Origin of the sequence: Paraburkholderia solitsugae (genome assembly GCF_013177695.1) — a bacterium.
Lineage (GTDB): Bacteria > Pseudomonadota > Gammaproteobacteria > Burkholderiales > Burkholderiaceae > Paraburkholderia > Paraburkholderia solitsugae.
In genome coordinates, this window is record NZ_WOEY01000027.1 from 98,582 (window position 1) to 112,069 (window position 13,488).

10 protein-coding genes are annotated in these 13,488 nt (G+C 61.6%); 5 read left to right on the forward strand and 5 right to left on the reverse strand.

Going from position 1 to position 13,488, the window contains the following annotated elements:
* Positions 1 to 2 precede the first annotated feature (2 nt).
* Positions 3 to 1,217 (reverse strand): glycosyltransferase, encoded by a 1,215-nt coding sequence (locus GNZ12_RS07120; RefSeq protein WP_172309678.1) that lies wholly within the window; start codon positions 1,215 to 1,217, stop codon positions 3 to 5.
* Positions 1,214 to 2,722 (reverse strand): O-antigen ligase family protein, encoded by a 1,509-nt coding sequence (locus tag GNZ12_RS07125; RefSeq protein WP_172309679.1) that lies wholly within the window; start codon positions 2,720 to 2,722, stop codon positions 1,214 to 1,216. The genes GNZ12_RS07120 and GNZ12_RS07125 overlap by 4 nt, the downstream gene beginning before the upstream one ends.
* Positions 2,723 to 3,004: 282 nt before the next feature.
* On the opposite strand from GNZ12_RS07125, the gene GNZ12_RS07130 reads away from it, so the two are divergent.
* Positions 3,005 to 4,153 carry an acyltransferase family protein gene (locus GNZ12_RS07130; RefSeq protein ID WP_172309680.1) on the forward strand — a complete coding sequence of 383 codons (1,149 nt, stop codon included), beginning with the start codon at positions 3,005 to 3,007 and terminating at the stop codon, positions 4,151 to 4,153.
* A 114-nt stretch (positions 4,154 to 4,267) separates the two neighbouring features.
* Here the strand turns inward: GNZ12_RS07130 and GNZ12_RS07135 are convergent, their stop codons facing one another.
* On the reverse strand, positions 4,268 to 5,458 hold the full coding sequence (locus GNZ12_RS07135; RefSeq protein WP_172309681.1) for a glycosyltransferase: 1,191 nt from the start codon (positions 5,456 to 5,458) through the stop codon (positions 4,268 to 4,270).
* Between the two features lie 349 nt (positions 5,459 to 5,807).
* Between GNZ12_RS07135 and GNZ12_RS07140 the strand changes: the two genes are divergently transcribed.
* Entirely contained in the window at positions 5,808 to 7,073 is a 1,266-nt protein-coding gene (locus tag GNZ12_RS07140; protein ID WP_172309682.1) for an oligosaccharide flippase family protein, read from the forward strand.
* Here GNZ12_RS07140 and GNZ12_RS07145 read toward each other — a convergent pair.
* A complete protein-coding gene (locus GNZ12_RS07145; protein ID WP_172309683.1) occupies positions 7,031 to 8,341 on the reverse strand; it encodes an MFS transporter in 1,311 nt (436 codons plus the stop codon). The genes GNZ12_RS07140 and GNZ12_RS07145 overlap by 43 nt on opposite strands.
* A gap of 235 nt (positions 8,342 to 8,576) precedes the next feature.
* Here GNZ12_RS07145 and GNZ12_RS07150 point away from each other — a divergent pair, with 235 nt between their 5' ends.
* On the forward strand, positions 8,577 to 8,831 hold the full coding sequence (locus GNZ12_RS07150; RefSeq protein ID WP_172309684.1) for a DUF4148 domain-containing protein: 255 nt from the start codon (positions 8,577 to 8,579) through the stop codon (positions 8,829 to 8,831).
* 69 nt (positions 8,832 to 8,900) lie between these two features.
* Here the strand turns inward: GNZ12_RS07150 and GNZ12_RS07155 are convergent, their stop codons facing one another.
* Positions 8,901 to 10,664 carry a winged helix-turn-helix domain-containing protein gene (locus tag GNZ12_RS07155; RefSeq protein WP_172309685.1) on the reverse strand — a complete coding sequence of 588 codons (1,764 nt, stop codon included), beginning with the start codon at positions 10,662 to 10,664 and terminating at the stop codon, positions 8,901 to 8,903.
* Positions 10,665 to 11,197: 533 nt separating this feature from the next.
* On the opposite strand from GNZ12_RS07155, the gene GNZ12_RS07160 reads away from it, so the two are divergent.
* Both GNZ12_RS07160 and GNZ12_RS07165 read left to right on the forward strand, forming a co-directional pair.
* Positions 11,198 to 11,956 carry a hypothetical protein gene (locus tag GNZ12_RS07160; protein WP_172309686.1) on the forward strand — a complete coding sequence of 253 codons (759 nt, stop codon included), beginning with the start codon at positions 11,198 to 11,200 and terminating at the stop codon, positions 11,954 to 11,956.
* A 42-nt stretch (positions 11,957 to 11,998) separates the two neighbouring features.
* Positions 11,999 to 13,153 (forward strand): transporter substrate-binding and LysM peptidoglycan-binding domain-containing protein, encoded by a 1,155-nt coding sequence (locus GNZ12_RS07165; RefSeq protein WP_172309687.1) that lies wholly within the window; start codon positions 11,999 to 12,001, stop codon positions 13,151 to 13,153.
* Positions 13,154 to 13,488: the final 335 nt, after the last annotated feature.

Below are 13,488 nucleotides of genomic sequence, written 5' to 3' on the forward strand. Positions count from 1 at the left end.
GGTCACCGGCTCGGTTGAGTGGCTTCGCGCAGCGTGGGAAGCGTGTTTTCACGCGTTTCGCCGGTGCTGCCCTTCGATTCCAGCAAAGCGGTCAACGCGCTGACCATGGTTTCGACCCGGAAGCGTGCTTCGAAAGTACGGACCGCCTGAGCGCGCATGGTGGCGCGCGCGATGTCGTCGAGTTCGAGCCAGCGCAGGAGATTCTTTTCCGTACCGTCGACCGTGTCGGCGGCAACCATTCCCGCACCGTCCGCTTCGATTTCGCGCCACACGTTGACCTTGTCGGAGATCAGCGCCGGCAGTCCACAGCCGAGCGCTTCCGCAACCGCCACGCCGAAGTTCTCCTGATGCGAGGGCAGAACGAACACGTCGCTGGCATGAAACGCGCCCCACTTGAGATCACCCTGCAGCATGCCCGGCAGACTGATGCGGTGCGCGATACCGGCTGCCTGGGCCTGGGCGCGCAGACTGGCCACCCAGCCGGCCTCGTCGGGACCCGCGATGACGAGATGTAGCGACGGGTCGCGGCTGGCGACGCGCGCGAATGCATCGATCAGCAGATCGCAGCCTTTTTTCACGTGCACGCGGCCAAGAAACAGCACGATGCGTTTGTCGCGCAAGCCGGGCACGGCTTGCAGGAAGGCTTCGCGCAAGGGCGCGGCTTCAAGCGGCGGCACGCTCGTGCCGTACGGCACGACCTGCTCATGCGCCCGGTACAGCCAGAACGACTGACGCGCGCGGGCGCGCTCTTCCTCAGTCGTATAGATGACGACGCGTGCGTCGCGCAACACCCGGTATTCGGCCCACGGCCAGTACAGCCACTTCTTCAGATGCTTGAGCGGGTAAGCCTGTTTGAACCACGGGTCGAGCATGCCGTGCACGTACACGTAGTAGGGCACCTCGCTTTGGCGCAGCGCTTTCCATGCCGCGAAGCCGTGGTATTGCCACAAGCCGTGCACGATGACCGCGTCGAAGCGGTTCGCGTTGGCGGCGAGCCACGGCGCGAGTTGTGCGCTGTAGCTGTAGCGGCTGTTGACGGGGCCGAACGCGTGGACCGGAAACGGAAAGGCTGCCAGGTAGGCGTCGCCGGGGGCATCGCAGGTGGCCACTTCGATTTCGTGCCCGGCATCCTGCATCGCTACGCCGCTGCGTCGCACGCCTTCAACCGGGCCGCCGGCGCGGGGATCGATACTGGCAAGCAGATGGAGGATTTTCATCGGGCGAGTTTCGGTCGATTGGGGCGTTGCGTCGACGGGGTGCGCGACACGAGGGCGCCGTACGGGCGGGAGCCGGGCGCGGCGGTTGCCGCGCGGGACATGCCGAGGGCGGTGGCGAGATCGGCACGGCCCATGCCGGGCTGGATTCTGCCCGGCAATTCAGGCATGGCGGCCGGGCGCAAATGCGGTGGAGTCCGCACGCGTTTAATCCGCGCCGGCAGCGCGCGCTGCAATCGCGCGTGCGTGGCAATCATCAGGCCGAGGGCGACGCCGAACACCAGCCCTGAGAACCGCGGCCCGAGCGGATTGCCGCCGATCGACATGGCCGGCAGCCCGGCAAACAGCATGATGGCGCGTCCCAGCACCGGCAGCATGGGCGCGTCCGGAACCACCGAGCGCCAATAGCGATACGAGCAGAAGCAGACCGCCAGGGCGACGAGGGTCGCCAAAGGCATGGCGACGCCGAACAGCAATCCGCCCGCGAAGAGTTGATAGACCCAGAAGTTGTGACCCGCGGCCCATTCGTTGATCGCGTAGAAGTCCTGCTCGCTGATCTGGCCGGCGAGGTCCGGCAGATAGACGGGGGAATAGTGATAGTAGTGGCCGTAGCCTGCGCCGAACAACAGCGTTTCCGGCGACGCCGTCACCTGGTCATACTGATCGCGCATCTCGGCGAGGCGGGTGACGGTGGTCGGGTCCTTGCCGGTGACGGTTTCCTCCGACGCGAAGATACGCTCTGTCCAGTGCTCGGCGATGGCCGGAAAGCTCAACGCCGCGATGGCGGCCACGCCGGCCAGCACGGCGCTGACGATTAGCGTGCGGGCGGCCGCGCGCCAGATCTGCCGGATCGACGGCGCGGACAGCGCCATGGCGAGCAGGAACAGCAATACGGCGCCGACCAGCAAGCTGCGCGTGACGCTCAGCAACTCGACGATCACGGTGCCGGCGAACACAGCGATCGTGAAAAACGAAAAGCGCTTGGCGACGATGAATTCGTGCAGCAGCACGCCTTGCAGCCCGAGCAAGGTCACGGAGATGATGCGGAAGCGGACGTCCTCGAGATCGCCCCCCGGCGCCGCCATGCCAGTCGTCATGCCATAGACGAAGGTGAACACGAGACAGATCACGTTGGCGAAGAACAGGGCTCGCTCGAACTGCGAGATTCTGTATTCGCTCCATGGACGGCAGGCCACCAGATAGCCCAACAGAAACAGCGCGAACGGCAGCACAACGCGCAGGTAGTTGCCCGTGTCGTTATCCTGAATGAACTGGGCGACGATGCTGCCGAACACGCACAGCAACATGCTGAAGGTGACCACCGAGCGCAACCGCGAGCGGTCGCGAAAGCGTGGCGCAATCAGCAAAAGGGCGAGCCCGGTGGCGACTGCCGGCACCACCAGCGCGGTCTGCGCGAAGTGGCCTACGTTGGCGTCGGTCGCTTTATAGTCCAGTGCCAGCGGTAACAGAAAAAACCATATCCAGAGCGTCGCATACTGATGGCGCATTGCTGATTCCTCCCCGTGCTGTCGATCCGCCGTTGGTCTATAGCGGACGGTCTCGCATCGGGTCATTGTGCGGGAAGAACCCCGCCTGGCGATTGCGCGCGGTCGGTTTCGTCGCCGATTGCCTGGGTTCTGGCGACAGTGGCAAGGGCGGTCCCTGCAAGATGCGCGCACACTTCCCCATGTTGTCGGTCAATGCCTTGATGTTGGCGCGCACGCACGCGTGCCGGCACCGAAGATGCAAAAAGGGACATGCGCCCGCGAATGGTGACAGGGGAGAACAACATGAAATTATTTGGCGGGGCGGGACCCGCAACGGGCAGCCGGGCCATCGAGCTGGATTTCGTGCGCGGCATCGCGATTATCATGGTGATGGGCTTTCACTTTCACGCTGTTCATACCAACAACTTCCTGATCCATATCATCGAGTACCCCCTGAAGAACTTTGGGCGTGAAGGTGTCAATCTGTTCTTTACGCTCAGCGGCTTTCTGGTTGGCGGCCTGCTGCTTCGACAGTACGCCGAAACAGGCAACGTCGACGCAAAGCGCTTTATCATCCGGCGGATTTTCCGCATCTGGCCGGCGTATTACATCCTGATCGCCTTTCATGTGCTGGCCGGGCGCCATCCGTGGAATACCTTTCTGGTCCAGAATCTGACCCACCTGCAGAACTATCTGGGTACCTCGATTACCCAGACCTGGAGCCTCGCGGTCGAAGAACACTTTTATCTCGTTCTGCCGGCGCTGTTGCTGATGTTCGCGCGCTGGCGCCTCGGCGCGTGGACGATTGTCGGTGTGCTCACCGGAATCTGCACGGTGGTGCTCACCGCGCGCTGCTTCGCCGTGGCGGGCGGCAACCTGGAAGGGGCATTTGCGTACACGCAATACCGCATCGACAGTTTGCTGGTTGGTGTGATTCTGTCCGCGATCTACTGGATGAAACCAGGCGTCTATCATCAACTTGCGAAGCGCAAGTGGCTGCTGGTCGCCTGCATCGTGATGCTATGCGCGTGGCTCGCCTTTGCGACGCCACACTTCGCGCTCGACGAAAGCATTGGTTATACGATTCAGGCGATCGGTTTCGCCGCGCTGATTGTGTTCGTGCTGGAGTATTCGGGATCGCTCCGTTCGTCGTGGGTATATCGCGGGATTGCCTGGATCGGCCTCTATTCGTACGGCATTTACCTGTGGCATTCGCTTGCGCTCGCCCCCGGCGATATGCTGATTCGCAAAGCGACCGCCATGGGTCTTGCCCCGAGCGTGATCTGGATTGTGGCGCTCGCCGCGCAGTTCGCTTTCGCGATTGCGATTGGCTATGTCACGACCCGCGCGATCGAGTATCCGTTCCTGCGTATGCGCAATGCGATGTTCCCTGAAAAGCGCAGCAGTTCGGTGCGGGAAGAAGTACCTGTTGCGGGCGGCCAGTTGTCCTGATCACCTTCAGCCCGTGCGGCCGGCCCCGCTGCCGCTGGCTGTGGGTTGGCGCGTAGCGCCAGCCTCCGAGGGCTCTTGCCGAGGTGGTCGTGTGTCGAACGGTGTGTTGCCGGATCAGGCCATCTGCTGAAGCAAGGTCTGCTTGAATTGCCGGAGCGTATGCCGCGACAGCAGATCTTCGCGTTCCGCCGGCACGGCTTGCGGCGCGTGCGGCCACGAGGTCATCGTCTCGGTGATCGCACGGCCAATCGAGGCGGAGCTCAGGTCGCTCAGAATCGGTCCCAGCTCGCAACGCCGGCTGAACCAGCCGATCAGTCCGTCTTCGGTTGCAATCACGGGTTTGCCGAAGCGGTATGCCTGCACGAGCACGCCGCTCATTCCATAGTGTCCCTTGTAGCCTAGCCAGACTGCGTCGCAGGCGGAGAACAGATCGCGCTCGACGTCGTTCGTAATGAACGAGTCCAATATCAGCGGTGCGGGCGTGAGGCTGCGCACATGATTACGCATGAAATGGCGCGTGCCCGCGTCCTGCTCACCGGCGACGATCAGCGTGGGCGCATGCTCCAGACGGGTCAACGCGTGGACCAGTTCGTAGATGCCTTTGCGTTCGGTGATCGAACCGTACACCAACAGATAACGTTGCGTGGGGTCCAGTCCGAGCCGCTCGCGGGCCAGCACCGGATTTTCCGCTTGCTCGTCGGGAAACGGGTCCGCAACGTAGGCGATGGCCGCGCTGGACTTCGAGGCGCTGCGCGCCGACCACTCAGGCAAGGTGGGGTCGATCGTCAGCAATGCGCGCAGTCCGGCGGTCCGTACGGCGCGCTTGAAAAGCAGGGCCTTGATCGCATTCACGACCGGTCGATCCGGCGACTTGATGCCGACTTTGTGATGATGGAAGGTCGAGCGCATCGTGATACCGATCCACGGCGTCTTGCCGAACGGCGAGCCGAGAAACGGCAGCCCGTAGAAGAAGTAATCGACATAGGGCACGACCACCAGCCTGATCGGTTGCGCACGGCTGACGACCCGATGCACGCGCTTGAAATAGCGGTGAAAGCGCGAGTACTGGTTCGACTGGCGCAGCAGCCCGCGTGGCCGTTCGTCGGGATCGACGAACGCGATTTGCAGATCCGCGCGGTTCGCAGCGACGATCTGTCTGGCGAGCGGATGGTCTTCGTTGCCGGATTCCGTCGCGAGCATGCAGGGATAGCCCGCTTCCGTGCAGGCCTGCATGGTCCATTCGACATAGCGCCAGCGATGGCCGGTGAGGTTGGGCTCCACAATCAGGACGTAGTCTTGTTCCATCGATGCGGTGGTCGTCAGTGGTCGAATGCGTTGTGAAAAGGCACCCTCGCGCCGCCAGTCTGGGGGCGCTAGCGGAACAACGTTAGCATCGGCGGCGGCAGTGGACCTGTCTATTTGACCCGTTCTGTGGGTCAACGTACTAGTCCGCAATGGGTTCGGCTGAACCGGCCTAGCTGATGGCGGTTGTCGCCGATTCTCTCGCGGTAAGGTCATACATAGTATTCGATGAAAAAGCTCGCCAGCTTGCTGGTGCGACCTCACTATTTTGCGCCAGCGGCGTTTCGCAGCGATGCGTTGAATCGCTGCGTGTGGCCGATTCAGCGGCGCTCCGATTCGACGGAGATACAGCTTGCGGGCGATCAGGCTTCCGGCGTTCTCAATAGCGGCCAGCTTTGGCACGAGCGCGGCGACGTGGGTGCTGTTGCAGCAGTTCACCGTGCGTGGACTCGTAGCAATCAAATTTCTTGCGATCGGCAGGATGCTCGGGCCGTCGGCGATCGGGAGCGTCAGCATCGCGCTACTCGGGGTCGCGATCGCGGAATCCCTTTCCGACACGGGTCTCCCTCAGGCGGTCATCCAGGGGACCAATACGCCGACTCGTTCAGAACTCGCCGCCGTCTGGACCACGCTCGCGACACGCGGCCTGCTGGTCGCGTTGCTGCTGATTGCGCTCGCGCCGGTGATGAACAGCCAGTTTCACCTCGGCAATGCACTCGTACTGTTACAGCTTGCGGCAGCGCTGCCTCTGATTCGCGGCGTTGCATCGCCCGCTTACTTTGTGGTCCAGCGCAATCGCGGCTTCCAGCACATCGCGGGGATCGAAATCGCTGCGGCATTTGTTGATTGCTGCACTGGCCTCGCGTTCGCGTTCGGCGGAGCGGGCGCCTACTCATTGCTAATCGGCATGATCGTCGGCGAAACGCTGAAAAGCACCCTCACGTGGGCGACGATGAAGCCGCGGCCGCCGATTCGAGCCGCGTGGTCGGGGATCGGTCATTACATTGGCTTCAGCCGTTGGATCTGGGCGGGGAGCGTCGTGAATCTGCTGCTCAACCAGTTCGACAAGGTTGTGGTCGGGAAACTGCTCGGGCCGGCGCAACTGGGCGCGTACCAGATGTCGTCAAAGCTCGCGCAGATGTTGCTGACGGACGCGGCGTTTGCGATGGGGCAATACCTTTTTCCGACGTTTTCGGCGCAACACCGGCACGACGCGCGCGTGGCGGCGCGGCTTGTCAAGCTGTACCTGGTTGTCGTCGCCTGCGGCCTGACGATGTTCGTCGTGCTGCTGCGGATGACTGCGGCGCCGCTCTTCGCGTTGATTCTCGGTCCCGCGTGGATGTCGGCGGTCCCGCTCTTCAAAATTTTCGTCATCAACATGGCAATCGGCGCATTGATCGCGGTGCTTGTCGCCTACTTGCGCGCGGTCGGCGATGCGAAGGCGACGACGCACGCGTCGCTGATACAGATGGTCATTCTGTTCGCGATCGTGCCGCCTCTGACGCACTTCTGGGGTGTGACGGGAATCGCGTGGTCGATGACGGTGGGCATGGGCTCGGCAGCCACGTGGATGCTCTATCGAACCTTGAGGCGGCATAACGCGCCTTCTTTCCCATAGACCAGCTGGCGCATCCCAAACGAAGCAACAAACGCGAGCGCCGCGCCGAACACCAGTAGAAGCGCCGGCGCCGCCATCCAGCCTGTCCTCGCAATGAGCACATTGGCGGCAAGCGGCGCTACGCCCATCGACGTCCCCAGCCCGATGTTGATCGCCATTGCTACACCGCTATAGCGCACGCCGACGGGAAATAATTCCGCAATCGCGCAGGCAAACGTTCCGTTCGCAAACGAAGCGACGACCGCAGCGATCAAAAAGATCACACGCAGATCGGCCTGATGACGGGCCAGCGTCAGATAAAAAACCGGCGCGAACAGAGCGGATAACACGGCGCCGGCCCGGAACAGATAGCGTCGCGGCAGCACGTCGCCGATGTGCGCAATCAGCAGCATGCAGGCAGAGATCGCCACGACATGCAGCGTCTGAGCGGCGGCAATCCGTTGCGGTTCATAGTGAAGCAGCCGAAGCCACGCCGGCGCATGCGTAACAATCAGGCCATTGCTGAGCCCGACCAGCATCGACGCAACCATGCCCACGGCAATCGGCCCACGATAATCGCGTAGCAGAACGGACAGCGGTTTTTGCTCCCGCGCATCGCCAGCCCGCGCATAGGCGTCGGTTTCCGGCAAGGTGCGGCGCAGCAGGAAGCTGAATAGTCCGATCACGCCGCCGGCGAGAAAGCCGATGCGCCATCCGAACGTGTCGATCTGCGCCGGCGTAAGCGTGCGTTGCTCCACGAGGTTGATGCCGACGGCGAGCAGCAACGCCATGTTGACCGCAAAGAACACGATGCCGCACGAGAAGCCCGGTTTCATCCGCGCCGTTTCCACCGCATAGACGATCGCGCCCGGCAGTTCGCCGCCGACGCAGAATCCTTGCGTGAGCCGCAGCGCGAGCAGCAGAAAAGGGGCCGCCGCGCCCCACATGCGGTACGCCGGCAGGATCGCGATGAGCAGGGTCGAGAGCGCTGCGACAATCGCCGACCAGGCAAAAACCCGGCGCCGGCCGTACCGATCACCTAGGTGGCCGAAGAAGATGCCGCCTAACGGCCTCGCCAGAAAACCCAGCGCAAATACCGCAAACGACAAAGTCACGGTCGACAGACCCGCGCTGGCGGGAAAGAACGCCCGGCCGATCTCCTGCGCGAAAAAGCCGTAAACGACGACGTCGAAAGTCTCGAGCGCGCCCCCGGTGCTGGTGACGATAATCGTCCAGCGCTGGCGGGCGCGCCTTGTTTCGGTGGGCATCGGGGGCGAACTGCCGGTCATGGCCGATCCCCTGAAATCGCTCGTGGAGCGCACCTCGAGCCCGGACACCTCGCCGCGAGAATTAAGGATTTCTTCATTCAGCCTCCATGGGCGAAACGCTCACGCACAAGCAGCATGTCATCAGGCGTCTCGCTTTAAAACGCCCTTCAGGCTCCCGGTGCATGGGCTCAGGGAATCACTCCCCTGGCCGCTCCATGGAGGCCTTTCCTGAATTAACTTTCCGGAGTTAAGCAAAATGAAAACCCTTCGAATTGTGGCCGCCGGCGCCATCGCCTTCGCCGTTGGCAGCGCTTACGCGCAAGACGCTTCAACGCAAGCGCAGCCTTCCCAGGATTTGGCCACCACCGCGGTAGGCGGCACGCCGTCGACCAGCAGTGAAATGGGATCGCCGACCGGCAAAAGCCGCCAGCAGGTCTACAACGAACTGATCCAATCGCAGCACAACGGTGAAGCAGACCGCATGAAAGATCTATTCAAAGGTGGACAATGAACGACGCATCCGGCGTTGCCTCGCGATCGCCGGATCGCCGGACCTCGGATTCACCGAACAAGATTGTGTTCAGAAGCCGGCCCGCTTCACCACGCTTCTGAACTGCCCGGCCGAAAGATAGCGCTGAAACCAGGGGTTGTTGCGCAGTTCGCACACACGCGACGAGCGTTCGGCAAGCGCAGCCTCGAGCCAATGGAACATTTCGGGCGGTCTGGCGAGTCTGGCGTAGATCTCGGCAAGCAGTAGCGGCGAGATGTAGCCCGTGCGGTGCCTCGCGAGCAGATCTTCCAGAAGCCAGCGTAAGACCGCATCGTGGCCGCCGCTTTCCCACTGGGTGCGGATCGCCTGTGCGCGGGCGTGCGCGCCGCACGAGGCCAGTGCCTCTGTGGTAGCTTCCACGGCTTCCTTGAACAAGCCCTTGATCTCGAATGCCGTGGCCAATAGCTGATAGATGAGCGGCGAGCGTTCGCTCCGCTCGCCGGAAAAATACTCTTTCATCACTTCGTCGTGACGGCCCGACATCACCAGACCGAAGGCCCGTGAGCCCTTGAACGCGAGCGGATCGATCTGTTCGGCGCGCTTCAATTGCGCATGTCCTTCCGGCTCGCGTCCGATCGCCAGCAAAGCCCTCGCGTACAGCCTGCGGGCCTCGGGATAGCTGGGGTTCAGGCGCAGCGCTTCAAGAAACTCTGCTTCAGCTTTTCGCCAGTCCCAGTCGTAGAAGTAGTGAACCGCAGCCATCGCGTGATGGGCCTCGGGCAGCCCAGGATCCAGTTCCAACGCGCGTTCGGCTGCAACGCGGGCGAGGGGCCAACCTTGCTCAGGCGGATAAAGACCGTGTACGGTCGTCGAGCCATGAAAGTTCGACAGGCCGACGTAGCCGAGCGCGTAGGTCGGATCGAGCTCGACTGCGCTCTCGAAGTAGGCTCGGCTGCGAAAAAAATCCTCGCCGCTGATGGCGTGGTGCGCGGAAAACCCCGCATCGAAGTGCACGCGCCGGTACCAGAAATACCGGCCACGCAAGTAAGCGTCGTGAGCGGCCGGGTCGATGGGCAACCGCCTTGCAAGCATCGTCTGCTGTTGTTCGGTTAGGGTCGGCGCCACTTCGGCGACCAATGCCGCGCCGATCTCCTTCTGGATATCGAGCACGCTTCGCGACATCGGCTCGTAAGCATGGCTCCAGACCTGCACCTGATCGGCGCACCGGATCAACTGGGCGAGGATTCGGAAGCGTTCACCTTCCTGAGTCAAGGAGCCCTCGAGGACATAGTCCACCGCGAGCTCGCGCGCGATCTCGGCAATGCTTTTTTCGGTGCGGCGGTATCGGGCGGCGGTGGTCCTCGCGATGACCATCAATCGGCCAGGCTTGAGCGCGCCGAGCGTGGCGGACGTTTCAGCCGCTAACGCATGGCAGAAGCTGTCCTGCGCCGCGTCGCCGGTCATGTTTGCAAAAGGCAGGACGATCACGCGAACGGCGGGCGTTGGGCCTGGTTGGGATTCGGCGGGTGAAGGCGCCTCGATTCCATCCAGCCGGTAGCCTTTGCCCTTGACTGTCTTGACGTACTGCGGGTTCACCGGATCTTCGTTCAGGGCGATGCGGATTTTCCGCACCACGGTGTTCAAGCCGTTCTCCGTGTCACGAAAAGAATTCACCCCCCACAAGGCCCGCACGATCTCCGCGCGTGGGACGAGTTCTCCTCCTCGCGCCGCCAGAAGGATGAGCAGTTCCATCGGCTTGTGTTCGAGACGCACTTCCTCGCCGGCCCGGCGCAGCTGGTAGCGGTCGACGTCGAGTTCGAAGTCGGAGAACCTGACGAGTCCGGGCGTCTTCATCTGCTCTCCAGTGTTATCGAACTCGCGGGTTACTTCGGACTTTATATTAGGTCACCTGAAGCGCCTCTGAGGGCCTGTACACCTTCCGTATCCAGGCACGATCGGTCAGTTTGACGAATACGACGGCCATTGCCGCGGCGGCTGACCCGTACGTCAGTCCGGGTGTAGCGATCGCCTGGATTGATCGCATTCGCATAATCGACGGCTATTTTCTCGTTCGAGTGGGCGTATTAGCTTGCAGTGAATGCCGCACATGAAAGCAATTAGAAATTAAATTGATATGTTTTTGTCATGAAGATTGCCGCCTGAATTCGACACGTGCCGCTACTGATCACCAGACCGATCCGAACTCGTGATTCGCCGAATTATGGTGAAAAATAGGTGGCACTTCCCGAGTCGCCTGAGTGCCTGTAAAGTCATACAGCGTTTTCGCGGCAGGCCCAAAAATATAGGCGCCGCGCATATAGCCACAACGATGTCCCGAGCAGTTTGCAAAATCAGTTTTGTAAAACAGGCGTCAAAAGGGGATTCACATGTCAGTTGGGAACTCGGTCGTTGACACGACCACGAGCAGCACCAAATACAAAGTCATCAAGTGGTCGATTATCGGGCTGTGCATCGCTATCGGTGCGCCGCTCGCGATCCTGCTGGTCAAAGGGATGGTCGGCCTGATCATCGCGGCGGTGATCGGGCTTGCGGCGATCAACTTCGGCCCCGTTCTCGCCATGAAGTTCGCGAACCAGAAAGTCAAGATGTTCGTGAACGAAGCGACGTCGAACCCAATCGAGACGCTCTACAACGAACTGGCCGAAAAGCAGGAAGGCGCAGAGCGGTTCAAGAAGAGCATTACCGACTTCCGCACCGAAGTGAAAAACTTCGAAGACAAGACCGCGCAGTTCAAAAAGCAATACCCCGAAGACGCGGCGCGTTTCGAAACTCAACTCGCGACGATGAGAAAACTGCTCGCTTTTCGTGAGGGGCGCTATAAGCAGGTGCAGGACGAACTCAAGCGATTCTCCGACGCAATCGATCGCGCCAAAGCGCTGTGGGACATGTCGCAATCCGCGCAACGCATGAACAAGATTGCCGGCATGCAATCCAGCGACACCTTCGCGCAAATCAAAACGGATGCCGCGCTCGACTCCGTGATGAACTCGGTGAACAAGGCATTTTCCGAAATGGAAACGTCGCTGATGGAAAGTGCGGAAGTGCAGCAAGCCACGGCCGCCACCGAAATGGGCGCGCTCAGTCCGCCCGCTCAGCAACTCGGCTCGCCCACGGCACCCAAATAATCAGGCGCGCACCGCTCGACCACTCAACTCGATCGAAAAATAATGAAGAAAATTCTGGGTTCGATTCTTTTCCTGATCTTGCTGGCTGCCGGTTGGTATATCCACGAAGGCGGCTTCAAAACCCCTAATTACGGCCAGAGCGCCGACAAAGATGCTGCCGCGGTGAATGGGATAGACACCGGCAACAGCAGCAGCGCCGACGTCAAAACGCCGGCCCCGAGCAACCCGGACGGTTTCGTGCCCAACAAGGACACGCTGAAGTCGATATTGAGCAACGGTGTCGTTCGTGTCAGCGTCGAGAATCCTTCGCGGCCGTTTTACTCGGAAGACGACGGCAAGCCGCAAGGCTTCAATGTCGACTTCGCCAATCTCCTGTTCGCCCAGAAGGAATTCACCTCGGGCGACCATCCGGTCATTACGGTCGACACGCATCACGGCGTGGACACGTATCCGGCGGTTCCCGATCAACTGACGAAAACCGACAAGCAAGGCAACACCGTCGTCGACGTCGCCATGGACGGCCTGACATTCCCAGACAACACACCGGGCGGCGTCGTCTATTCGATTCCCTATGTTGAGGACTTCGGCTATTCGTTGATCGTCGCCAAGGGTTCGGCAGTCCGCTCCGCAGCCGATCTCGCGGGCAAAACGGTCGGCGTGCTGCAGGGCGACCCGGACGTGAAGGCGTTTGTCGAGAAAGCGTTCCCGAATAGCAAAATTGTCGAGCTGTCGGATGCGAGTATCGAAGGGCAGCGATCCTGGATGTCGCACTTCCTGGACGAGCATCAGGTCGACGCAATCGTCTACGACTATCCATTCGGCGTATCGGAGATCAAGGGCACCGACCTGACGTTCGCGGTCACGAAGCTGGACGGCTCCAACCTTTCGTACAAAATTGGCGTGCGCAAGGAAGACAGTGCGCTGCTGATCTACCTGAATTCCGCGATCGCGAAGGTCAAGCAGTCGCCGGCCTATCTGGACCTGTTGCGTAAATATTTCATCAGCGACCAGGTGCTGACGACGGCCGCGACCGGTGGTGAGAAGACCTACGTGGTCCGCTCGGGTGACACGCTGAATGGGATTGCCGCGAGTCAGTTGGGAAGTGGCGCGCGATTTGTCGACGTGCAGAAACGCAATAACCTTCCGAACCCCAACCTCATCCTGATCGGTCAGCACCTGATCATTCCAGTGCGCTGACGCCGTAGATTTTTTGCCGGGCGCCCAAGGCCCGGGGTGAACAAAACGCCTTGACCGGGGGTGCGAGCGCATCGCGCCCCCGCTGTCCCTGTCCCGACGGGCTCGCGTGCACGGGCCCGCCGCAAATCCGCCACTTTTGCATCCATTTCAACCCCCGCTGCGTAAATCCCCTCAAGGACGCGCAAACCCCGCCACACCCAACTAACCGATCGCGCGCCCCCAAGATCAGGAGGCGCGCTCATGACCCACCCCGCACCGACCTCACCCCTGCCGCGGCGGGCCCCGGGTGCCGGCCCCCGCCGAAACCCCGCCACTTTTGCACCCATTCCACCCCC

Coding starts and splice junctions, on each gene's coding strand:
- GNZ12_RS07120 (WP_172309678.1), bottom strand. CDS start 1,217: ATGAAAATCCTCCATCTGCTTGCCAGTATCGATCCCCGCGCCGGCGGC.
- GNZ12_RS07125 (WP_172309679.1), bottom strand. CDS start 2,722: ATGCGCCATCAGTATGCGACGCTCTGGATATGGTTTTTTCTGTTACCG.
- GNZ12_RS07130 (WP_172309680.1), top strand. CDS start 3,005: ATGAAATTATTTGGCGGGGCGGGACCCGCAACGGGCAGCCGGGCCATC.
- GNZ12_RS07135 (WP_172309681.1), bottom strand. CDS start 5,458: ATGGAACAAGACTACGTCCTGATTGTGGAGCCCAACCTCACCGGCCAT.
- GNZ12_RS07145 (WP_172309683.1), bottom strand. CDS start 8,341: ATGACCGGCAGTTCGCCCCCGATGCCCACCGAAACAAGGCGCGCCCGC.
- GNZ12_RS07150 (WP_172309684.1), top strand. CDS start 8,577: ATGAAAACCCTTCGAATTGTGGCCGCCGGCGCCATCGCCTTCGCCGTT.
- GNZ12_RS07155 (WP_172309685.1), bottom strand. CDS start 10,664: ATGAAGACGCCCGGACTCGTCAGGTTCTCCGACTTCGAACTCGACGTC.
- GNZ12_RS07160 (WP_172309686.1), top strand. CDS start 11,198: ATGTCAGTTGGGAACTCGGTCGTTGACACGACCACGAGCAGCACCAAA.
- GNZ12_RS07165 (WP_172309687.1), top strand. CDS start 11,999: ATGAAGAAAATTCTGGGTTCGATTCTTTTCCTGATCTTGCTGGCTGCC.